Source organism: Thalassoglobus sp. JC818, from assembly GCF_040717535.1.
GTDB lineage: Bacteria > Planctomycetota > Planctomycetia > Planctomycetales > Planctomycetaceae > Thalassoglobus.
This window is the reverse complement of record NZ_JBFEFI010000001.1, coordinates 1093974-1116922: the sequence shown is the minus strand read 5'-3', so window position 1 is coordinate 1116922 and position 22949 is coordinate 1093974. Positions and strand designations below refer to the sequence as shown.

19 protein-coding genes are annotated in these 22949 nt (G+C 53.2%); 5 read left to right on the top strand and 14 right to left on the bottom strand.

Features of this window, described 5'->3' with window-relative positions; all coding sequences use genetic code 11:
- Window positions 1-2087 precede the first annotated feature (2087 nt).
- A complete protein-coding gene (locus AB1L42_RS03975; protein WP_367051712.1) occupies window positions 2088-2480 on the bottom strand; it encodes a pentapeptide repeat-containing protein in 393 nt (130 codons plus the stop codon).
- Window positions 2481-4157: 1677 nt separating this feature from the next.
- Here AB1L42_RS03975 and AB1L42_RS03970 point away from each other — a divergent pair.
- Together AB1L42_RS03970 and AB1L42_RS03965 are read left to right on the top strand one after the other, a co-directional pair.
- Window positions 4158-5138 (top strand): aldo/keto reductase, encoded by a 981-nt coding sequence (locus tag AB1L42_RS03970; protein ID WP_367051441.1) that lies wholly within the window; start codon window positions 4158-4160, stop codon window positions 5136-5138.
- Window positions 5139-5223: 85 nt separating this feature from the next.
- Window positions 5224-6240 carry a TauD/TfdA family dioxygenase gene (locus AB1L42_RS03965; RefSeq protein WP_367051709.1) on the top strand — a complete coding sequence of 339 codons (1017 nt, stop codon included), beginning with the start codon at window positions 5224-5226 and terminating at the stop codon, window positions 6238-6240.
- Between the two features lie 157 nt (window positions 6241-6397).
- Here AB1L42_RS03965 and AB1L42_RS03960 read toward each other — a convergent pair whose 3' ends face one another.
- The 5 genes from AB1L42_RS03960 to AB1L42_RS03940 all read right to left on the bottom strand — a co-directional run bounded on the left by AB1L42_RS03960 (window position 6398) and on the right by AB1L42_RS03940 (window position 12135).
- The gene (locus AB1L42_RS03960; RefSeq protein ID WP_367051439.1) at window positions 6398-6958 is read right to left on the bottom strand and encodes a hydrolase; all 561 of its coding nucleotides are present in this window, start codon (window positions 6956-6958) and stop codon (window positions 6398-6400) included.
- Window positions 6959-7021: 63 nt separating this feature from the next.
- The gene (locus AB1L42_RS03955) at window positions 7022-7834 is read right to left on the bottom strand and encodes an enoyl-ACP reductase (RefSeq protein ID WP_367051437.1); all 813 of its coding nucleotides are present in this window, start codon (window positions 7832-7834) and stop codon (window positions 7022-7024) included.
- Window positions 7835-8234: 400 nt separating this feature from the next.
- Window positions 8235-9974: a hypothetical protein gene (locus tag AB1L42_RS03950; protein WP_367051435.1), complete on the bottom strand. Its 1740-nt coding sequence runs from the start codon at window positions 9972-9974 to the stop codon at window positions 8235-8237.
- A 246-nt stretch (window positions 9975-10220) separates the two neighbouring features.
- Complete coding sequence (locus AB1L42_RS03945; RefSeq protein ID WP_367051433.1) at window positions 10221-11339, bottom strand: aminopeptidase; 1119 nt, start codon at window positions 11337-11339, stop codon at window positions 10221-10223.
- 55 nt (window positions 11340-11394) lie between these two features.
- Complete coding sequence (locus AB1L42_RS03940; protein WP_367051431.1) at window positions 11395-12135, bottom strand: TIM barrel protein; 741 nt, start codon at window positions 12133-12135, stop codon at window positions 11395-11397.
- A gap of 616 nt (window positions 12136-12751) precedes the next feature.
- Here AB1L42_RS03940 and AB1L42_RS03935 point away from each other — a divergent pair.
- The gene (locus tag AB1L42_RS03935) at window positions 12752-13264 is read left to right on the top strand and encodes a hypothetical protein (protein WP_367051429.1); all 513 of its coding nucleotides are present in this window, start codon (window positions 12752-12754) and stop codon (window positions 13262-13264) included.
- Window positions 13265-13582: 318 nt separating this feature from the next.
- On the opposite strand, the gene AB1L42_RS03930 is transcribed toward AB1L42_RS03935, so the two are convergent.
- The 5 genes from AB1L42_RS03930 to AB1L42_RS03910 all read right to left on the bottom strand — a co-directional run bounded on the left by AB1L42_RS03930 (window position 13583) and on the right by AB1L42_RS03910 (window position 17975).
- The gene (locus AB1L42_RS03930; protein ID WP_367051426.1) at window positions 13583-14782 is read right to left on the bottom strand and encodes a PQQ-binding-like beta-propeller repeat protein; all 1200 of its coding nucleotides are present in this window, start codon (window positions 14780-14782) and stop codon (window positions 13583-13585) included.
- A 101-nt stretch (window positions 14783-14883) separates the two neighbouring features.
- A complete protein-coding gene (locus tag AB1L42_RS03925; protein ID WP_367051424.1) occupies window positions 14884-16014 on the bottom strand; it encodes a hypothetical protein in 1131 nt (376 codons plus the stop codon).
- Window positions 16015-16107: 93 nt separating this feature from the next.
- On the bottom strand, window positions 16108-17010 hold the full coding sequence (locus AB1L42_RS03920) for a response regulator (RefSeq protein WP_367051422.1): 903 nt from the start codon (window positions 17008-17010) through the stop codon (window positions 16108-16110).
- A 330-nt stretch (window positions 17011-17340) separates the two neighbouring features.
- Window positions 17341-17802: a hypothetical protein gene (locus AB1L42_RS03915; RefSeq protein ID WP_367051420.1), complete on the bottom strand. Its 462-nt coding sequence runs from the start codon at window positions 17800-17802 to the stop codon at window positions 17341-17343.
- Window positions 17799-17975 carry a hypothetical protein gene (locus AB1L42_RS03910; protein WP_197441158.1) on the bottom strand — a complete coding sequence of 59 codons (177 nt, stop codon included), beginning with the start codon at window positions 17973-17975 and terminating at the stop codon, window positions 17799-17801. The genes AB1L42_RS03915 and AB1L42_RS03910 overlap by 4 nt, the downstream gene beginning before the upstream one ends.
- Before the next feature lie 103 nt (window positions 17976-18078).
- On the opposite strand from AB1L42_RS03910, the gene AB1L42_RS03905 reads away from it, so the two are divergent.
- On the top strand, window positions 18079-19266 hold the full coding sequence (locus AB1L42_RS03905) for an SAM-dependent methyltransferase (RefSeq protein ID WP_367051414.1): 1188 nt from the start codon (window positions 18079-18081) through the stop codon (window positions 19264-19266).
- A gap of 73 nt (window positions 19267-19339) precedes the next feature.
- Here AB1L42_RS03905 and AB1L42_RS03900 read toward each other — a convergent pair whose 3' ends face one another.
- From AB1L42_RS03900 to AB1L42_RS03890, 3 genes are all read right to left on the bottom strand, one after another.
- Complete coding sequence (locus tag AB1L42_RS03900; protein WP_367051412.1) at window positions 19340-20422, bottom strand: lysylphosphatidylglycerol synthase transmembrane domain-containing protein; 1083 nt, start codon at window positions 20420-20422, stop codon at window positions 19340-19342.
- A gap of 74 nt (window positions 20423-20496) precedes the next feature.
- Window positions 20497-20994 (bottom strand): EVE domain-containing protein, encoded by a 498-nt coding sequence (locus AB1L42_RS03895; RefSeq protein ID WP_367051409.1) that lies wholly within the window; start codon window positions 20992-20994, stop codon window positions 20497-20499.
- A 74-nt stretch (window positions 20995-21068) separates the two neighbouring features.
- Window positions 21069-21236, bottom strand: coding sequence for a hypothetical protein (locus AB1L42_RS03890; RefSeq protein WP_367051406.1), 168 nt, complete (start codon window positions 21234-21236; stop codon window positions 21069-21071).
- On the opposite strand from AB1L42_RS03890, the gene AB1L42_RS03885 reads away from it, so the two are divergent.
- The gene (locus AB1L42_RS03885; protein ID WP_367051402.1) at window positions 21235-22653 is read left to right on the top strand and encodes a sulfatase; all 1419 of its coding nucleotides are present in this window, start codon (window positions 21235-21237) and stop codon (window positions 22651-22653) included. The two genes, AB1L42_RS03890 and AB1L42_RS03885, sit on opposite strands and share 2 nt — an antisense overlap.
- Window positions 22654-22949 lie beyond the last annotated feature (296 nt).

The following is a 22949-nucleotide window of genomic DNA, read 5'->3' as shown; positions in this document are numbered from 1 at the left end:
CATCCGTCGGGACGTTTTCAAATTCGACTCCAAGACGCTGACGGACTGACGACCGTATTGTCCGGATCGAGAAGATTGACGATTGCCGAGGATCTGCCGCCGACAATTGCCTTCGGGGACAACGAAAGTCTGACGAGCGCACGTCCCGACGATCTGTTTCCCGTTCCGATCGTTGCTGGCGATGACTTTGGAGTCGACCAACTCGAACTGCATTGCGAGATCATTCGCACCCCACAATTGACAGAAGAACACGTGTTCCGTGTCGATCAACGACAACTCGGAGAAATGCAAGTCGAGAATCTCTTCGAACTCGACCTCTCTGAGTTCAATCTCTCCGAAGGCATGCGGATTGCCTACCGGGCTCGCGCCGTCGATGAACGTCCAGTTCCAGCACCGAATGAAACATGGACAGTCAAACGTTTCTTGCCGATTCGCCTCGATGCCAAACCTTATGGTGATCAGACATTCGCTCAGCGACAGCAACAAACAGAAGAAGCGTTGAAGAACCTGAAGGCCCAGCTCGAGAGTCAAAGAGCCAAGACCGAGGAGTTGAAGAAGCGGGCCGAATTGGATGTTGCGAAGGAGAATACCTGGGACAACCAGGAAGATGTCGCGCAGGTTCGCGAGAAGCTGGAAAAGCTTCAGCAACAAATGGAGCAACTTGCTGCTCACATGAACCAGCAGCCGCTCATGAATCAGGTTTCCAATCAGCTTCAGAATGCAGCGCAGGAACCATTGGCTGAGGCGCAACAGGATTTGGGCGAGGCTGAACAGGCCGAACTCCCCGACAAAGCTGACGAGTTTGAGCAGGCCATTCGCAATATGCTCAAAACGGAGAAACAACTCGAGCAGGTCCAGCAAGACTACAGCGAAGCTGCGGATTTGCAGCGAGATTTGTTGGAATTGAATCGACTCGCTCACCAGTCAGAGCGGCTTGCTGATCGCGTAGAAGATCTTGAAGCTCGAAAAAATCAACTCGGTGAAAAAGGAGCGCAGCTGACTCCCGAGCAGTCGCGCGCCCAGCAGGAATGGAATCTCGATCATCGCGATGCATCCAATGCTCAGCGCAACCTCACTCGAGAACTTTCTGATCTGATGAAGCGGCAGCCGGAGTTGGAATCGTCAGCTCGAACTTCCGTAGAACGCAAGTTGGCCGAAATCTCTCACAAGGCAGGGCAACTCGCGGACGAACAACAAAACATCGCACAAGCGCATCGCCAACAGGCTCAAGATCTGGCTCAGGAAATGAAGTCACTGAGACAGCAGGAGCAAAAGCTGGCGAACGAATTGCGGAAGGCGATCCAGTCGCTCGACAAGGAACGCCAAAAGCAACAAGAGGGACGCAGAACGAATCCAGCGTCTCACCTCGACGAAGCTGCGAAACATCTCCAGCGAGGAGACCTCGGGCAGGCCATGGAAAGCCATCAGAAAGCGCAAGAAGCTGCGTCCGATCGCCTAGATGAAGCCCGTGAATCGAGTGAATCCGAATCTGCAGATCAGCTTGAGAAAGTCTTTGAAGGTCTCAAGGCCAGCGGTGAGCAACTTCAACAGCAAAAGCAGAAACAACAACATCCAGCTAAGTCGGACCAATCGGGGCAAACTGGTGAGGCGGCAAACGGTTCGGAAGAATCCGCAGCGGAAAGCTCTCCCGAAGCAGAGAATGGCCCCACCCCGGATGAGAGTCCACAGCGTTCACCGCTCGATGCTTCACAGGATCGAGTGCTCGAAGAAACGGACGCGCTGGAGGATCAGTTCGTCCGCACCGAGGATGAGTTCGCCGCCTTGCCGACTCCGAATTCTTCCCAATCAGAACGAAGAATGAGAGAGGCGAAGAAGGCGGTCGCTGAAGCACGTGAGCAAATCCAACAGGCTGACTCAGCGTCACAGCAGCAGAACCGATCTCAGTCCGCACACGCCGCGCGTGAAGCCGCCAAGTCTTTGGAACAGGCAGCGCAGAATGCACGTGAACTCGCTGGCGATCAATTCCAAGCTGCCGATTCGAACGAAAAGACGAACCCGTCTGAGCAGAATGCACCATCGAGTGAAAATGCTTCGCCATCCGATTCCGAGCCGATGAATTCCTCGAATCAAGCTTCGGAAAGTCCCAGCCAGCCGCAATCGACTGAATCGGAGATGTCTCCGTCGTCCCCGAGCGAGTCGTCCCCGAGCGAGTCTTCCCCGAGTGAGTCTTCCCCGAGTGAGTCTTCCCCGAGTGAGTCTTCCCCGAGTGAGTCTTCCCCGAGTGAGTCACCGAGCAGCCAGTCACCGAGCGAACAGTCACCGAGCGAACAGTCACCGAGCGAACAGTCACCGAGCGAACAGTCACCGAGCGAACAGTCACCAAGCGAACAGTCACCAAGCGAACAGTCACCAAGCGAACAGTCACCAAGCGAACAGTCACCAAGCGAACAGTCACCAAGCGAACAGTCACCAAGCGAACAGTCACCAAGCGAACAGTCACCAAGCGAGTCACCGAGCAGCCAGTCTCCGAGCGAACAGTCTCCGAGCGAACAGTCTCCGAGCGAACAGTCTTCAAGCGAACAGTCTTCAAGCGAACAGTCTTCAAGCGAACAGTCTTCAAGCGAACAGTCTTCAAGCGAACAGTCTTCAAGCGAACAGTCTTCAAGCGAACAGTCTTCAAGCCAGCAGAGCCAGCAGAGCCAGCAGAGCCAGCAAGGACAGCAAGGACAGCAAGGACAGCAAGGACAGCAAGGACAGCAAGGACAGCAAGGTCAAGGTCAAGGTCAAGGTCAAGGACAAGGACAAGGTCAAGGACAAGGACAAGGACAAGGACAAGGACAAGGACAAGGACAAGGACAAGGACAAGGACAAGGACAAGGACAAGGACAAGGTCAAGGACAAGGTCAAGGACAGGGACAGGGACAGGGACAGGGACAGGGTCAAGGTCAAGGTCAAGGTCAAGGTCAGTCGGGCCAAGGTCAGTCGGGCCAAGGTCAGCCGGGCCAAGGCCAGCCGGGGCAAGGTCAGCCGGGGCAAGGTCAGCCGGGGCAAGGACAGCCGGGACAAGGACAGCCGGGACAAGGACAGCCGGGACAAGGACAGCCGGGACAAGGACAGCCGGGACAAGGACAGCCGGGACAAGGACAGCCGGGACAAGGACAGCCGGGACAAGGTCAACCGGGGCAGGGTCAACCGGGGCAGGGACAACCGGGGCAGGGACAACCGGGGCAGGGACAACCGGGGCAGGGACAACCGGGGCAGGGACAACCGGGGCAGGGACAGCCGGGGCAGGGTCAGCCGGGGCAGGGTCAACCGGGGCAGGGTCAACCGGGGCAGGGTCAACCGGGGCAGCAGCAAGAGTCTTTGGTGTCCGACGGAGTGGGGGATCAGGTTGCATCTGCAGGGGGGCATTTGCAGGCAGCAGGTCGAATGCTGAAGCAACTCGGGCAACTCGGTTCGGGAGAAACTGGAGAACAGGAGCGCGCATCACAAGAAGATCAGCAGGGTGACTCGGGAGACATGGACGCATCGGATGAGGGAGGATCGGAAGGGGATCAGCAGTCTGATCAGGGAAGTCCGTCGGAGCAGCAACCTTCCTCGTCATCGCAAGCACTACGTCAGGCTGCGAAATCAATGCGACAAGCTGCGGGAAAAATGGGAATGGCGCAGCCCGGTCAGCAGAAGCCGGGGTCGAAACCGGAAGGACAGCAACCTGGAAGCAGCCCGAGTTCGGAATCATCCGAGTTCGGAGTCGATCAACTCGTCGACTTGAGCGATTTGAATCTGCAAATCCAATCGAGCGATGCGAGAGATTGGGGACAACTCCCGGGAGAACTGCAGACCGAATTGTTGAACTCCTCCCGCAAGCGGCCTTCCGGAGAATATTCGAAGCTGATCCGAAACTACTTCGAAGAGATTTCCCGGTCTCGTCCGCCGGAGGTTCAGGCCGACTAAGCGGCATTTGCGTTCTCGCAGCTGTCGCCTGAGAAATTGCCATCCCAATTTCGTCTGGGTGCCGGGACTCTGAAGTCCAAATCTGCTATGACTTTGTGTGAGTGCACCAAAACCGGGAAGTCGGTCGGATCGCTTTCCAAATGATCAGAAGACCTGAAACCTCGAGCGATGCACATCGCTGAGAATCTGGTTTTCAGGCAGCAGCTTTCAGCATAAACTCTGAGGCAGAGAAAACTGAGGATATGACCGAGACACTGCAATTGGCCAACGGGGCGAAGCTCCCCAAAGTCGGTCTGGGATTCTGGAAAATTGACTCTGAAGTCGTCCCCTCGATTGTTGAAGAGGCAATTGACGTCGGATACCGGCACTTCGACTGCGCCTGCGATTACGGTAACGAGGATGCGGTCGGCCGAGGGTTATCCGCATCTTTGAACAGCGGACGATGTCAGCGGGATGATTTGTGGATCACGTCCAAGCTTTGGAATACTTATCACGCACCGGAACATGTTCGCCCAGCTTTGCAGAAGACGCTGACAGATTTGCAGTTGGACGAATTGGATCTCTACCTGATTCATTTTCCCATCTCGCTCAGATATGTCCCGATTGAAGAGCGGTATCCGCCCGGTTGGGTCTTCGATCCGGATCAGCAGAATCCAAAGATGGAGTTTGCTTCGGTTCCGATTCTCGAAACCTGGCAGGCTATGGAAGAGTTGGTCGACGAAGGTCTCATCAAGAATATCGGTGTTTGCAACTTTAATACGGGACTGCTTGCCGATTTGCTGAATGGTGCGAGAATTCGCCCTGCGGTGCTTCAAATCGAGCGGCATCCGTATCTCGTTCAGGAAAAGTTGCTCAAGTATTGCCATCAACAGGAGATCGCGGTCACAGGGTTTTCTCCGCTGGGGGCTCTTTCCTACGTGCCGATCGGAATGGCCGGCTCAGACGACTCAGTCTTGGGGCAACAAGTTGTTCAAGAGATTGCCAAGCGGCATGATCGAACTCCCGCACAGGTTGTGCTTCGATGGGGAGTTCAGTCTGAAACGGCAGTGATCCCGAAGACAACGCGTCGCGAACGACTGGTCGAAAACATTTCGATCTTTGATTTTGAGCTGTCAGAAGAAGAGATGGCAGCGATTTCCGGACTCGATCAACATCGCCGATTTAACGATCCGGGCGATTTTGGACTCGAAGCATTCAATACGTTTTGTCCGATCTATGATTGAGTTTATCGGGACGAGTTTTGTACATATCTTTCGCGCATTGATGGATGTTTTTGCAGTCCTCAGTGGGGAGTCGAGCGTGTCACAATTGACCATTTCAGATGTCTTGAAGAATGAAGAATCTGTCCGAGAGGTTCCGGTCGATGGGCAGCTTTCCATCGACGGTGGAGTGTTTCCCATCGTTGTGCAATGGAATTCACCCTCCCGTGATCTGGCGGATGTTGAAAAGTTTCTCAAGCCGCATTCTGAGTTGATCAGCGAAACAGCTGCGAAGCACGGAGCGATTCTCTTCCGGGGATTTCCTGTTGCGGATGCGTTCGAGTTCGATCGATTCATCGAAGCGTGCGGGTTTCCGAACTTTCGCTACGAGGACTCACTTTCGAATGCCGTGCGCGTCGTCAAAACGGAGCGAGTCTTCACAGCCAACGAAGCTCCTCCTGAAGTAACGATTTTTCTACATCACGAAATGGCACAGACTCCTGTTTACCCCAGCAAGTTGTTCTTCTTCTGTGAGCATGCTGCGGACACTGGTGGAGCCACTCCGCTCTGCCGCTCGGATGCACTGTTTGAGTTGATGCAAAAGGAGCTTCCGGATTTCGCCGCCGATTGTGAAAACAAAGGGCTGCAGTACACCAATGTCATGCCCGGATTTGATGATGCAAAGTCCGGAATGGGGCGAAGCTGGCAAAGTACATTCCGTGCTCAGACCCGCGAAGAGGCCGAAGACCGCATGCGGGAATTGGGTTACACGTGGACCTGGCTGGAAGATGGAAGTTTAAAGGCGGTGACCCCAGTGCTGGACGCTGTCCGTGATCTGGGAGATGGTCGAAAAGCGTTCTTCAATCAGTTGATCGCTGCGTACAAAGGCTGGAAAGATACCCGCAACGATCCCTCGAATTCGATCCGGTTTGGCGATGGATCGATTCTCGATCCCGATGATGTTTTGGCTTGTTCGGAACTGGCTGAGCGTGTGACGTTCGACTTGATGTGGCAATCGGGTGACATTGCACTCGTCGACAATTACGTCGCCATGCACGGTCGCCGAAACTTCACCGGAACCCGCAAAGTGCTCGCCTCACTCGTGGCTGGCGAATCCGTCAGTTGACCGGCGAAGCGGAAGATGAGACTCTCAACTCAACTTTGAGTTGAGAGTGAATCCTTAGAGCATTTTCTGATTTTGTGTGAACGATCTCGCACGAGCAAGCATATCCTTTTAACTTATAAAACAGTGCAAGCGAGTGCACTGGAAAGAGCAACTTGCTCTAGTCTCGGTTGGTCACGAGTTTGCTGATCTGCTTGAACTCGTCGGTCCCGGCGACTTCACACCATTCGAAAAGCACCATCTCTGTCGAAACGATCTGAATGCCTTCGTCGGAAAGGCGTTTCAGCGCGATGGACTTATCTTCTGCGGTTCTACTCCCGACGGCGTCGGCAACGACGAACACATTGAAGCCTTTGGAAACCAGATCAAGTGCTGTCTGGAGGACGCAGACATGCGTTTCAATGCCAGCAATGACGATCTGATATTTTGCTTCCGCGAGATTTCCCTCAGACGCCCAGTCGAGACATTCCGCAGCGCTGAACCGTAACTTTTCCGGACGATCTGCAATTGCGGCAGCGAGTTCTGCAACGGTTCCGCCTAAACCTCGCGGGTACTGCTCAGTGGCGGTCGTTGGAACATCCAGAATCTGCGCAGCCCGGACGAGTTGAAGCGTTCTCCGTAAGACGTCGTCGTGTCGATCGACTACAGGCAATAGTTTTTCCTGCATGTCGACGACGACCAGACGACTCGTCGAACGATCCATCAGTTGAGGGGTGCGCATGTCCTGCCTGTCAGAAAAGGTTCAGGAGTTTGAGTTTCTCGACGCTCGGGCAAATGCTGAGTCTTACTTTTCGTCGAATGCATCGAGCGGTGGAGCAGCGACGCAGTGATAACCGGCGTCGACGTGCAGCACTTCGCCAGTGATTCCGGAAGCGTAGTCGCTCAGCAGGAACATTGACGACTTCCCGACCTCTTCGGCGGTGATATTGCGACGCATCGGTGAGAATGTTTCGTAAAGCTGAAACATCTTTTTGATGTCTCCGACACCACTGGCACTGACGGTTTTGACCGGGCCGGCACTCACCGCATTGACTCGTTTGCCTTCGGGGCCGAACTCGCTCGCGAGATAACCGACTGCATTTTCGAGTGCAGACTTACACAGTCCCATCAGGTTGTATCCCGGAATCACTCGTTCTCCGCCGAGATAACTGAGAGTGAGCATGCTTCCGCCTTCGTTCAACAGATTGCGGGCTCGTCCTGCCATCGCGATCAGGCTGTAAACGCTGATTTCCATGGCGAGTTTGAATCCATCACGACTGCAGCGGTAAACCGGTCCGGTCAAGTCGGCAGGTGGAGCGAAGGCGATGCTGTGGAGCACGAAATCGATTTTGCCGAATTCCTGTTCGGTTTTCTCGAAGACGGTGTCGAGATGTTCGTCGCTCGTCACATCGCAGGGGATCACGAATTTGGCGCCGTGTGAATCGACGAGTTTGCGAACCTTGTTTTCGTTTTTGGGACGAGCTGGGTCTTTGTCAGGAAGGTGAGTGAAACCGATCTCCGCTCCCTCAGCGAAGAGTTGTTGTGTAATCGCCCAGGCAATCGAATGATCGTTCGCAATTCCCAGAACGATTCCCTTCTTTCCTTCAAACAATCCCATGACTTTTCTTTCCTCAGTGATTCTCGCTGGGAGATGAACTGTAATTTTGTTGGGGAGCGTGTTGCAGAAACCTGACTGGCCGTGACGCTCCTGATGCGGCTTTCATCGGCGTGCAATATCGAGATCTCAAGATGTCGATCAATTGAAGTGAACAATCTTGCAGCCGAAGCGTGAAAGCAGTCGTGACAGGGGAAACGCACGACAATCAAACGTTTTGATAACCGCTTCCAGTCGATTCTGTTTCCTCTACTTTGGGAACGATATCCGACACCGATCGAGGCTTCAATCTGATCAGGCGATTGGAGGGCAGAAATGCCAGAAACCAGCCGACAAACTGCCGACTGGTTTCTGTAGATTCAACTCTCAATCTCTTTTGTAGCGGGACCTTATGGCCAGATCACTACTCATCGATTGGCAGAGTGAACTGCTCTGTGTAAGGGCCTTCATCAGTCGGGATGCAGAAGCTGAAAGAGGGCACGAAGTATTTGGAAATCTCTTCGTACGGTGGCAATAGCGAGAAGTCGATTTCTCCCTCTGTGGCACTGTCAAACTCTCCATTGCGGAGTTTTTCGTAGTTTGCCTTCATTCCGGTGGCTGCATCCTGATATGAGAAGAACGAATAGCTTTCCGGGAGATGTGGCTCAGCGCGGAGGTAATTCTTCGACTGCTTGAGCGACATGTTGTCTGGCAGGCCGTCGAAAATCTGCTGGGCTCGCTCTTCGGAGCGGGTGATGTAAACGGTTCCGTCGTGAATGGCGACGACGAAGTCTTTTCCACCTGATGAGACGAGGGTGACTGCGTTTCCGGAGATGGTCCCTTCCTCAACGGAATCTGCCTGTTCAAGGGCGAGATCAATGAGTTTCTGGGCTTTTTCCGGGTCCGTGATTCCGATGGCTGCGGTTCCGTCGACGTCGTTGGGATCGTCACCTTGAGGACTTGCGAAGAATAACTCGAACTGACCAGTGAAGGTCGCGAGAACATCGTCACGGATGTGCAGGTCGAAGCCATCTGCACGACGAGTCGCCTGAGTAACCATCTTCTCGAAGCTACCTGGCTGGCGGCCAATCCAAGTGTCGTACAGATTTTCGATTGTGTCGTAAGCGCCGAGCAGATCCCAGTCGAATGCGAAGTAACCCGATGCGTCCGCAGGAACCCAGTCGGAGATCTCAGTGAACGTCGGACGGAATTGAAACGCTTTGAAGATGCCGGTCGTAGGCTGATCGACAATCAGAAGAGATCGTGAAATTGTGGCGAAGTCTTCAGCGTTCAATTCGACGGTCGCACCTGCTCCTCGCAACGTGTTCACTCCGAACTGTGGGAGGAAGCCAGCTGCCATCGCTCCGAAAAACTGTGTGTCAGGAATCGATTGCAGGATTCCGAGTGTCAGTTGAACAGGAGTCACGAAGTAGATGGAGTCCGGTTCACTTCCGTCGGAAGTTTGACAGCGAGCCAGCAATTGCTGGTAGAAGCTGTTTTTCTCGAATGTCTGAGTGTGTTCTCCGTCCCATCGTTCGAGGACAGCATCGAGGATGTCGACTGATGAGCCGATGGTGACGGTGCCATCTTTGACGAAGTAGCAGACATTCACAATTGGCATCTGCGGTGTGTCAGTCTGAATCGAATAGACTTTGATTTCAGTCCCGGCGATGGTTTCGGTCGTTGTCGTGACTTTCTCTTCGTCAGCAAGTTTGCTGTCGATTTTTTCCAGCAGTGGCTGCAGGATGTCGTCGTGATCGCCAGTCTCGACAAATGCGACAACTCCGAGTGCTCCTCCCAAAGGGCGTAGCACAGCAAACGCAGCTTCGCCGTCGATCAATGCGACGAGGTCGCTCGGAGGATATCCAAGGTCAGCTTCGACGCGATCACCGGATTCAGCCATCTTGTTCTGAACCCACTCGACGATATGCTCACGGAAAGGGGTCATTTCCGGACCGTAGATCAGTTGTCCCCACGGAGTTTGCTGAAACTGATCGAACGATGCAGGAACGTCAGGCGTTGTTGCATAGAAGAAAACATCAGGCGGAAGTCGCTGATCAGATCGCGGTGCGGGCTGTGCGAGGACAGCGACCGATGTGAAAGCGACAACTGTCAGAACGCACAGCGACTGGGCAAAAAGCCTTAAGCTGGCCAGAGATTGCATGAATAAGTGTCCTTGAAATCGATTGACAGACAGAAACTGTGCAGACCAAATGGTCAGACTCGGAAACAGGAAACGTTGATCTCAGTGGTCAATTCAGACCCTACATAAGGTCTCTCATTTTCATCACGCTGCGGTTTCCGATTCATTCATTGAACTGGTTGAACGCACAACTGCGGGAAGTCCGGTAGAAATGGTTCGCACTTCGCACGGAATCTTTCAACACGCGAAGTTCGAATCGCTATTTGGTCACAAGAGCCCTTCGTTGAGCGGATGTAATTCTTGGGGCAAAAACTTCCCATCTTTTCGGATCAGGGTGCCATCGAACCAGATTTCGCCTCCTCCGTATTCGGGAGTCTGGATCAGCACCAAATCCCAGTGGACTCGACTGCGATTGCCATTGTCGGCTTCATCATAAGCATTGCCGGGCGTCAAGTGCATCGAGCCGCCAATCTTCTCGTCGAAGAGTGTATCGACCATCGGATGTCGAACGCGGTTGTTGCAGCCCAGTGACCATTCACCGATAAATCGGGCGCCGTCGTCGGTGTCGAGGATTTCGTTAAGGCGTGTTGAGTCACCCTGGCAGGAAGCGTCGACGATTTTTCCGTCTCGGAATTCGAATCGAATTTGCTCGAACACAGTGCCTTGATAACGAGATCCCGCGTTGTATTGGATGACCCCGTTGAGGCTCTCCCGGACAGGGGCTGTGAAGACTTCGCCATCAGGAATATTGCGTTCGCCGTTACAGGCAATGACCGGCATATCCTTGATTGAAAATTCGAGTTCTGTTCCCGGGCTGATGATTATGACTTGCTCCGTCTTCAGCATTAATTCGCGAAGAGGTTCCTGAGCTTTGCCCATTGCAGCATAGTCGGCGGTACAAACATCGAAGAAGAAGTCTTCAAACGCTGGGGTGCTCATCTGAGCTGCTTGCGCCATCGAATGAGTCGGATAGCGCAACACGACCCACTTGGTTTTCGGGACGCGAATGTCGATGTGAACCGGTTGCCACACGCACTCTGTCATGAGATCCATCTGCGATCCCGCGACGTCCGACATTTGGTCGCTGTTCAGGGCTCCACGGATTCCAACATATGCGTCAACGCGCGACATCGCCTCCGCTTCGAGTTCCCCCATCAGCTGTAAGCCCTCGCGATCGGAGTGCTGGTACAGCGAACGTAGAATCTCGTTGTTCTTCCAGAGCACAAGCGGATGGGCTCCACGGGCTCTGGCAGTTTCAACCAGCGAGCAAACCAGATTTGGTTCAGGCAGATCGAAGGCTTCGATGAGCACTTTCTCTCCGGCCTGCAACTGGCAACTGTGATCGATCAGGACCGCGGCCAGTTCATCAATTCGTGGATCTTTCACCGACGATTCCCCCTATGACTTTGACGGTGATTGAATGGAAGTTGACGAACGCGTTTTAGAGAAGCGAATCGATCAACATTCTCAGCTTTCTGAGTTCGAGTGTCCGCTGTTCCTGCTCCATCAAATTTGGCAGGAGCTCGACGGACAGCGCTCGTGAATAGCGGTGCTTCTCAAGCTGTGAGATGATTCGACCGTAATCGACTTCACCGAGTCCGACCTGAACCTGTAGTTGTTCACGAGTGGAATCTCTCAGGAAGACGTGCATCGTGTACTTGGCGACGAGGTCGACAATCTGGTCGATTTTCTCCGGGTCGACGAAGTAGCTGGGATCGAAGGCGATGCCCAGTCCGCTCACTGCCTGACACAATTCGACGGCGGTGTGTGCGTCGGCAGACAATGTTCCAGCTTCGGTGCGAATGCCGACGCGAATACCTTCTGTGGCAGCTGCGCGTGCCATGGCCTTCAGTCGGTCAATTTCCGAATTGAAGGGTGTCCCCACTGGTGACGTGGCGACGTTGATTTGTGTGACCTGCATCAGTTTGGACAAGCTGCAGAGCTTTTCGAACTGTTCGATCGGAATTTCATGAGCGAGCGTGAAAGCGATCGGAGCCAATCGCGTTTTCTCTCGCATCTGGTGGTAGAAGTGATTCGGGTCAGCAGTGATTTTGCTTGGAGGAAGAGCGCCTGTTTCATCAAGATAGATTTCGACCTTGTCGAATTCATGGTCCGAAATCAGTGTTAGACTCTGCCAGTAATCGAGGTCACCGAAGCACCTCGTCGATGCGGCCACGTACACGCGAACACTCCCTTGTCGTTAATCGCTAGTTCGGAATTTTCGCCGGGGGAGGCAAGAGCGGATTGCTCTCTCCCAGTCACTCGCTTCAACGTTCCGTCACAGTGTCAGGCTGTTCTTGTTGTTGCGGGTGTCGTGAAAACCAATTCCGACGATGTTCAAAACTGTAGTTGTCTCCGTCCGATCGAAGCGTTCCCAAATCTTAAGCTCGTGAAGTATGAGAAACAGCGAACATGGGTAATTCGATTCGGTCTGGTACTTTATTCCGGTCAGGAGAGTACTGCAAGATCGTCCAAGTGATCTCAATGATTGAGTTCTACGAATCTGGCAGATTCTCCGTATTCCAACGGTCCAACTGCCGATAACGGTAATGTGTCGAATGTCGCCAATCCGCTCGCTGGCGGAATTTGCCGGTCCAGGGGGACAGAGTCACTGCTTGCACCGCGTTGTGCTGGGGTGGAAGTCGAACTGGGCAGAAAGACGTTCGCATTTAATGTGGTTCACTCAACTGGGAACGAAACGCCCGGCGAGATGCATCACCTTCTCAGTCGATTTGATCTTTCAGTGGTACTGAATTCTGGTTCGGAGGCCCATGCCTCGATCAGCAGAGGACAACATCATGAAGCGAATTCACCTCCTCATCGTGGCTGGATGTCTCTTGCCGGCAGCGTCCGTCATGGGGCAAGCTCCAATGCCACAAGTCTCCCCACAGCCAATTCAGCAGACCGGGATCAACTTGCCTGAGGTTAAGCAGCAGATGCATCAGTTCGTTTACGATGCAAAAACTGCTCAGGGTCCAAGTCAAACCGTCTTCTACGGACAAACTGTCTCCGGAGCGGCTGGTGGATGTCCGACAGGTCACTGTCCTCCCGGACAATACGGACAGTACGGTCAGACCATGTATCCTCAGTACGGAAGCTACGGCGGATACGCAAGTTGTCCGGTTGCCGGATCAGCATGCGGTGGATGCCAGTCTTGCTATCCGAAACATCGTTACTCTTCAGCGTACAACGTTCCTCGTGGATTCGGTCCAGGTGGGCAGTTACAGTACCCCCAGCAGAACTCAACTGGTGGTGCGGTCGTTTATCCGTACTACACACACAAAGGGCCAAGCGACTTCTTCCGCAAGTAAGCTAGTCAGATTGGGCAGACTCTGACGCGCATCCGAGATCTCTTTGGCGACATCGCTGAAGGGATCTCTTTCTTTTTGCGCTCACTCTTCAAGGGAGAGTTTGCGAACCAAACTCGACGAAAACTTTCACGCAGCGACTGACTTTCGACGCGATTCGAATGTATCGAGTTCATCGAATTGGTCTGACGCCGAAAAGCTGCGTTAGAGCAAGTTGCTCTTTCCTGTGCACTCGCTTGCACAGTTTCATAAGTTAAAAGGCTGTACTTGCTCGTGCGAGATCGTGCATACAGAACAGAAAATGCTCTAGCTTCTGAATGATCAGTCAACGGCAATCTTGTAGAGGTGCTGGTCGCTTCGAACGTAAACACCATCGTCGGTGACTGCTGGGGTGCCGAGCATGATCTCGTCGAACTGATGTTCGGAAATGATCTCACCCTCGTTGTTCGGATCGATGACCTGAGTCGTTCCTTCTTCGTTGACCGTGAAGATTTTGTTGCCGACGACCACCGGGCTGGCACTCATCGGTCCTTTCAGTCGCGACTGCCACAGTCTCTTTCCATCTTCAAGCGACGCCGCCGACATGACTGCTCCGTTGTTAATGACGAAGAGTTTTTCATCGTAGGCGATCGGGCTTGCGACACCCGGCGAAAGATTGCCGACTTGCCAGAGGATTTCCGGAACACTCGTATCGCTGCGACCGGGACGAATGGCGGTGACTCCGTGGGACGGGACGTACGCCACTTCTCCGACCATCACAAGCGTCGGTTGGGTTGCTGCTCCGTCCGAGTATTTCCAAATCTCGGCACCGGTTTCTGAATCGATTGCTGAGACTCCGGCCGAGGATTGCATCAGAATCGTTTTTCCATCGGGAGCAATGGATGGCGACGTCCAGTTCGCGCGCTGTGGACGGTCGATTTTCCATGTTGTCTCGCCCGTGTCGGCGTCCAAACCTGCCGCGAATGAGGCATCGTCACTTTCCAGCATGACGACGACTTTGCCTCCCACGGAAATCGTTGACGAGGCCATTCCGAGGCTGTTGCTGGCGTTCGGGAATTCATAAGTCAGACCGCGAAACCATTGCAGATTCCCATCAAGATCGAGACAGATTAAATCGTTGCTGGAATAAAACGCGAAGATGCGTTTCCCATCACTCGCTGGACTGGGAGCTGCGACACATGTTTTCGGGTGGCAGACCGTTCTTCCGGTTGCCCAACACGTCCGTTCCCAGATTTTTGATCCATCCGTTGCAGAGAAACAGAGAACGTGCAGGCGTTCTTGCAGTCCGCCGGAACTTGCGGTGACATAAACACGGTCGCCGATAATGATCGGGCTCGAAAGTCCGCGCCCCGGTAAATCCGCTTCCCAAAGGACTTCCTGATCACCGTCCCAGTCACGACCGGGAGCTTCGGGGAGTCCGTTGCTTTGATTTCCGCGGAACTGTCTCCAGTCTCCGTGAGCAGCTTCTGAGAATTGTCCGAACAGGCAGGCCGAGAGAACCCAGCAAAACACAAGTCGCATCGAATGAAACCTTTTTCGTCAGTAGTCGAAGTGGTCCTCAAAGCCGTTTTGTCGTCGACTGAACCAATCGCTTGCTTGATTCAGTCAGCAAAATCGTGACTCTATTTGTTTGCCGAAGCGACGGCGCGACCCGTTTCGTCAACGACTCGAAATTGGAATGCCCATCGTTGAGCCCAATCCTGATCTTGTTCGTTCTGGCAGACTTTCAGGAGGATCCGATTGGTTCCCTGTTCGAGGTGAACGGGAACGATGTATTGATCGAACTGCATTCCGCGATGGTATTCTTCGCGAGCGAAGATCAATTCCCCGTTGATCCACAACTTCCAGGCATTGGGCGTCGCGAGGCGGAACTCCACCTGCTGTTCAACCGGGCTGTTGAATTCGGTGTAGGCATAGTCGATCGCCCCTTTGTGCGAAGTTGTCAGTTCGGCGAGATCGAAAGCGCCGTCTTTGCGTTCGGAGACGAAGTGCTGCCAGCTGACAGACTCATTCATTCCGTCATACGACGCTGACAGATCGATTTCTTTTTCCGGTGGGTAAACGACGTCGAACCCAGCTTCGTCCTTGTTGTCGAACGGTCCGATGAGATGCCATTCGGTGATCAGTCCGAAGTGGTCAACGAGATTGACGTCTTCACCCAGCTTCTTCAAAGCTGCTGAAATTTCGTCGAACTGATCGCGATCAACGGCTCCGGAGAGAGCTTCGGTCCAGAGCGACTTTTGTGCGCTCTCCGATTCCGCTGCCTTGGCTCGTTTGATAGCTAACGCGACTGCTTCCCGCCGCAGTGGACTACTTGGATCATCGAGCATATTGGGGATGAGTCGCGAAGGAGCTGACGGGTCCGCTTTGGAGAGCCAGTCGAAGGCAACACGCCGAGCACGACCGTTGTGAGTTCTGTCGGTGACAAATTCTTCCAGTTGTTCTGCTGGGAGTTGCCCCGAATTCAGAGACTGGTCAGCAATGGATTCAAACGCAACCTGTAACCAGTTCATCGCGACGGGATTTGCATCGTTCATCGCGACCAACAAAGGACGCAGCGTTTCCGGTCCCATCTGCTGCAATTCGTTGACAGCTTTCGCTGCCGATGAATTCTCGGAACCTGCGCGACCGACACTTTGGACTTGAGTGATCAGGTCTTCGGTTGAAGCGGCAGCGACTGTCGAAGTTGCACTCCAGAGAGCGGTGGTCAACAGCATGAAGACGATGCTGGAGCGTCGACACAGTTTTCGCATGAATTCATTCTCCGAGAAATTTCGTTTGGGCAGGGAACGTGTTCGAACGGCTTGCGTCAACGTTGAGCGCTGATGAGTCTTCACCGTGAGAGATCAGGTTGACGAGGTTGTCTTCGAACTGCGTTTGATCATGGTGACACAGTTCCCAATTTCGTTGAACGTGACATCATCCATAAACGTTTTCATCAAAAGCAAACCTCGACCGCAAGGGCGATCAAGGTTTTCTGGAGCTGTCGGGTCCGGAACGCTCGAGTAATCGAATCCCGGTCCTTCGTCTCGGATGGTGTATTCGATGCCGGTCGGATTCAAGTTGACTTCGACTTTGATTTTGCGATCTCGGTATGGTTCGAGGTCATTTCGTTGACGGGCGAGATCGTAGAACTCTTCGGGGTTTTCTTCGCGAAGGTCAGAGCTGACTTCCAGGTTTCCGTGATAGGCAGCATTCAAGAGTGCTTCTTCGAATGCGACCCCGCACCGGAAGCTGTCTGATTCTGGGAGGAGGCCCGTTCTGCTGATTTCGCTTTGAAGAAATCCAACAAGCGATGCAAGAAGCGAAGGGTCGTTGTTGACCGTAAATTCCCAACTGATTGTTTCGAGCCCACGCATCAATTCGCCAAGTGTGCGTTGTTCCTCGGCAGTGGCCAGAATGCGTGAAACCGTTTTGATGAGTAAACGGTGGAGCTGTTTTTTCGGGACGTAGCTGGCTGCTCCACTTTGCAGAGCTTCAACCGCGATGGTCTCGCTGCCACGTGACGTCATGACGATGACGGGGATTTTCGGATGAGAAGACTTCATCTCCTGGACGAGCTGCAATCCGTTCATTTCCGGCATCTGCAGGTCGGTGACCACAGCAGTTGGATTGAAAGATTCCGCTTTCTTCAGTGCATCGAGCCCGTCGGTGGCGGTCTCGACTTCCCATCCATCAATTTTACGAAGCAAACGTTCCGCGAGTTTTCGATCCATCGAGGAATCGTCCACGACTAGAATCTTTGGCATCGCAAACTCTCCTGTTCCCTGAATGTTGGTCCGGCGGAAGAGAACGTTTCGATTGAAGTCTTCGGTACGCCTCCATCTTCGCATGAGATTGCGATTGTGCAATCGAGTCAAGCAACTTAACGCCTCACGAGGCGACGCAGCATGCGACACCAACGTTTGAGCTGACGTTCGTTTGGTTGCTTGCGGACAGGCAAATTCAGAGCTGTTAAATCTTCGTGAACCCGACCAAACAAGTTCCGAGGCAAAGAAGTGATTTCGCTTCCCACACATTGGCTGGGAGTTCCCGAAGCAAATTCTTGCCAGTTTTCTCGAATCAGTCTTGGAGGAGATTTACAGCAAGTCGGAATTGATCTCGAGAAACTTTTCGCCCCAGTAGTAGCTGTCCAGTAAACCATCCGTAGGGCGACCGAGTTGCGAGTAGGCAGCGAAGACTGCTTCAATGGTGGCGAGACCTTCAGCGGGGTCTTCGAACAGCTTCGACTTCCGGGGATAAGCCGTTTTCCACGAATTCAGGCTCCGAATCGGGACGTCGTCGAAGGCTTCTTCCATCGGCCCGGCCAGCTTCCAGGTGGCGTCGAGGACAAGAAGCCCGGAGTTGCGATCTTCCGGGGTCAGCTGCGGCCCGCCGATTCCCAACCGGTAGTAGCCTGTCATCGGTTCAGTTCGATCGACCGGAAACTTCCAGAATTCGAATCCGGGAGTTCCTCGAAGAGGTTCTACAGAACACTTGCTGCGCTTTTCCTTGGGGTGAACGACGATAATCGTCGGGGGGAATTCCTCAGGGGATGTCATGACTTTTCAATTTCTGCAATCAGTTGTTTCTGTTTCTCGATTTCCTCTTTCAGACGCGGAACGTCTTCGGGATCGTCAGGCTGAGCCTTCGCGGCAGCGAGAAGCTGCTGCAAGTTCTGGATCTTCTTTTTCGCAACATCGATCTGCTTTTTCTGTTTCTTATTCAGTCCCATTGCGATTCTCAATTCAAGTTAAGAGAGTGTGTGTTGTTGGAGAAGGATAGCGAGTTGCATCCGCGAGAGGCGAGCGACTCTTGGTGAACTGGATTTGGCAGGAATGACGACCCCCCTCGAAGAGTTTCTGGAAGCTGTCCGTTTCGCGTTTGAGCGAAAATTGCCATGGACGATTGTACTCAGCCACCCGATTTCTTCTGGTGAACAGAAGACCGCTGACACGGTTCCGAGAAAGATTCGGATTCGACCTTTTGAGGTGAAAGGTCAATTGATCTGTCAATGGGAGAGCTTCATTGACGAGAAAGTCTCTCACGCGAATCGAAGCATCGAGGAAACTCTCAGCGAACTGGATCGGTATTTTCCGCAACTGCTCAGAGACGGCTATCTGTTCACCAACGAGCAGGAGTGGAACGTTCGCGTTGTTGGGAAGGGAATGAAACTGACTCGGCGAAAACGCAAGGGGCCGGCGCTCGATCGTTCGTTCACGCATGACCGGTCGAAGAATTATCTCATTCCAGAAGGGACACCTTGTGCCTTTCTGCATGCTCTTGGGATCATGAATGAGAAAGGGGCGGTCAAGTCTTCGAAGACAAAGAAGTTCCGCCAGATCAATCGATATCTCGAGATTGTTAATGACGTCGTTTCGGACTTGCCGAAAGAGGGGACGCTGCGCGTCGTCGATTTTGGCTGCGGGTTGAGTTATCTCACGTTTGCGTTGCATCATCTGCTCGCCAACATTCATCAGAGAGACGTCCAACTGCTGGGGATTGATCAAAAGACGGATGTCATCGATCGCTGTCGGTCATTGGCTGATAAATTACAACTGAGCGGTTTGACGTTCTCCTCCGGACGGATCGATCCGGATCAGGCGACGGCAGAAGAGCCCGTTCATCTCGCTGTTTCTCTGCATGCCTGCGACACAGCTACGGATGCGGCGCTCAGCTATGCCGTTCGTGCCCAAGCCAACGTCATTCTGGCGGTCCCGTGTTGTCAGCATCAGTTGTTCAATCAGGTCGAAAACGAACAACTGGACCTCATTTTGAAGCATGGAATTCTCAAAGAGCGTTTCGCGTCGATGGCGACCGATGCACTTCGCGCGGCGGCTTTGGAGTCGTGTGGATACCGCACTCAGATTCTGGAATTCATCGACCTTGAACACACTCCGAAAAATCTGCTGATCCGGGCAGTCAAAACAAGTGACAGCCCGATAGAAGCGAAGCGAAAAGAATACGATTCGCTCAAGAGTCAACTGGCGGTGCATACGACGGCGACTGACCAGCTGTTCGCATAGAAAAGATTCAAATCGAACGTGTGCTGAACATCGTTCGACGATCAGTGACCAGGCGGCAAGAAACGAATGTTGTCTAACTCTCTGCCGGGTTCAATTCAACTTGTCCGCCTAAGTGTTCGTCAGCCTCCTCTTTTTCTTCTTCAACCTGGGCGATACTCATTCCGGATCGGAGGAAGTAGAGCATACCGATCAGAGTCACCGGAATGTATTGCGACATGTGGTAGTAGACCGAAGCTGCAAAGATAGCTGGCTTGTTCTGGACGAAGAGCTCGAGGACGAGCATGAAACAAAGTTGAATCACCCCGAAGTAGCCGGGAGACGAAGGGACTGTCACGCCAAAGGCTACGACTCCCAGCAAGACCATCGCGACAACCGGGGAGACGGAGATATCGAAGCTCCACAGTGCCAGCAGAATCAGTGATCCGTTGAACGCCCATTTGATGATGGAAATGACCACGATGGCAAAGAGCAGGGGGCCGTGCTTCAGCGATGCCAAACCTTTAGCGCCCGCTTCCAGCATCTCACAGAGTTTGTCCGTCAATGAGTGCGGTATAAAGGTGATCATCTTGAGGATCTTCTCCACGAGATTGACGAAAGGCTTCGTCCAGATCACGTACACGATTCCTCCCAGCACGAGGGCGGCTGCTGCTCCGGCGAAGACGTAGGCAGTCTTCTTGACCGAAGGGTCGACCCCTTCGATGAAGATCAGTCCAATCCCCAGATACAGAAGAATTGCGATGACGTCGAAAACTCGCTCGAGAACGACGCTTGAAATCGAGACCGCAACGGGCACTTTCTGTTGCTTCGAGAAAACGAAGCAACGCACGAATTCGCCGAGATGGGCTGGCAAGAGATTGTTGAAGGAGAACCCGATCATAATTGGAGGAAGAAGATCTTTAACGGGCCGGAACTGACCGATTGGGGCCAGCATCAATCGCCATCGCCAGGCTTTCAGCCAGTAGAAAATGAAGAGGACGATCAAGATGACCGGCAGTGTTCGATAGTCGGCGGTTCGAAACGCGAAAACCAGCTGATCCCAGGCGTCGTCGTCATTCAGGATCGGCCGAAGTGCTAACCACATGCACAGCACGGAGACCGCGATTCCCACGGTGAGTTGAAAGGCCTTGTGATGGTAAAAAGGCTTTTTGCTGGTCATGTGCGTCAGTACTGCAGGTGTGATGAGATGAAAGTGGCTTTGATTTCAGCTTGTCAGATTTCGTGAGTCGATGACTATTTGGGTTTCGCGCCAGCGAGTTCGTGTACCCGCTCCCACTCTGCTTCAGTCACAGGTTGGATCGAGAGCCGTGAACCTTTTTTCAGAACCATCATTTCTGTCAGATCGGAGGCTGCTTTGAGATCATCGCGGGTGACAGGTGTTTTGAACTTCTGAGTCAACTTGATGTCCACCATGAACCAGGTCGGGTCATCGGGGGTGCTTTTCGCGTCGAAGTGTTTTTCGTTTTCGTCGAACGCCGTATGGTCCGGGTAAGCAGCCTTGGTGATGCGGGCAGTTCCGACGATGGCCATAGGCTTGGCGTTGCTGTGGTAAATGAAGACTCGATCGCCAACACGCATGTCATCGCGAATCATGTTTCTCGCTTGATAATTCCGAACACCGTCCCAGAAAGTCGATTGATTTTCTGAAGCGGCCAGGTCGTCAATGGAGAACGAACCGGGTTCAGTCTTGAACAGCCAATACTGTTTTGGACGGGCCGCTTTCTTCGCCATGAATTCACTCTCCGGGGCAGTCGTTCGTTTTCGATATCTCAAAAGTGCTGATTTTCTCGATGGTTGTGGGAACTCTATTGCACAAACCCCTCTTCGCCAACACGAATCTTCTGGTCCGACGCTTCTCCGTCCCGCTCGATTCCTTGCGAATGTGGACCAAAACTGACAATCTGCTCAGTGCGTTCCTTCCCCCGACAACAGATCGGTGGATTCTTAAACATCCGTAACGAGATGGGTGCCATGAGGCTAATTTCACAGCGTTCGATTTCAATCTGGGTCGGCATACTCGCCGTCCTCATGCATCTTCCGATGGCTGATGCATCCGAGAAGCCAAACGTCCTGTTCATTGCCGTCGATGATCTCAACGACTGGATCAGTCCACTCGGTGGGTACGAAGGATGTCAGACTCCCAATCTGGAGCGACTGGCCGCGCGGGGAATGACATTCACACGGGCATACTGTGCCGCCCCCGCTTGCAATCCTTCACGAGCATCATTGATGACAGGCGTTCGTCCCTGGACCAGCGGCGTCTATCACAATCCGCAACCATGGCGGCCAGCAATGCCGGACGTATTGACGATTCCTCAACACTTTTCAGCAAACGGCTATCGTTCGACCGGGGCTGGAAAGATCTTCCACGGGGCCTTTGATGAACGGGCATCGTGGGACGACTACATGAAAAAGGGAGGCGATCCGAAGCCAACGAAAGCTGTCACGAGTGATCCACACAGCAAGGCGGGAGGAATTGTCTGGGGAGTTCTGGACGTCGAAGACTCCGAAATGAACGACTACGCGACGGCATCGCACACGATCGAGCTCCTCGAAGCGGATCATGAGAAGCCATTCTTCGCTGCTTGTGGAATCTTTCGACCACACATGCCATGGCAGGTTCCTCGCAAGTATTACGACATGTACCCGCTCGAAGAGATCAAGGTCCCGTATGTTCCGGAAGGAGACCTCGACGACATTCCAGAAGCTGGGGTCAAAGTGGCGAAGCCTCAAGGCGATCACGCAAAAATTCTTGAGACAGACAATTGGGCGTACGCAGTGCAGGCGTATCTCGCCAGTATTACGTTTGCTGATGCTCAGATTGGACGCGTGCTCGATGCCCTGGAAGAGAGTCAGTACAACGACAACACCATCGTCGTTCTCTGGGGCGATCATGGCTGGCATCTTGGGGAGAAAGAACACTGGCGGAAGTTCGCGTTGTGGGAAGAAGCGACACGCGTCCCATTGTTTATTTCAGTTCCCGGCATGACAGAACCGGGGAGTCGCTGTGATCGAACAGTAGACTTGATGAGTCTCTATCCAACGCTCTGCCGATTGTGTGATCTTGCAATGCTTGAGCAGTTGGAAGGCACTTCGATTGTTCCGCTTCTGAAAGATGCCGATGCCAAGTGGATCGTCCCGGCGATCACGACGCACGGGCGAAACAATCACGCCATCCGTTCGGAGAAGTTCCGGTACATTCACTACGAAGACGGTTCGGAAGAACTTTACGACCACGAGAGTGATAGCGGAGAGTTCAACAACATCGCGGGTGATCCAGGGATGAAGGAAGAGATCGAGAAACTGAAGCGATGGCTCCCACCCAACAATGCGCCCGATGCACCGACGCAGAAGAAAAACGCGAATAAGACCAACAAAAAGGGCAAATAGAGCATTTTCTGATTTTGTATGCACAGGAAAGAGCAACTTGCTCTGGCCGACTGACGAGAGTTCGATCTACAGGCTTTCCGGTTCGCTCACTTCCCGATTTGAAGGCATTTCCCGATTGTTTCGGGGTTGTTGAATATTCCGGAAGGATACTGCTGCGACGGAAACATCTGGGGATCGAAAATCGTCAAGGTCGATCTCTTCACACCAGAAACGGCAGAAAAGAGCACGCTTGGCTTCTCTCTGTTGCGAAGCTGTCTTTGGGTTCCCGATAAGCGCTTACGTGCACTCTTTGAGTG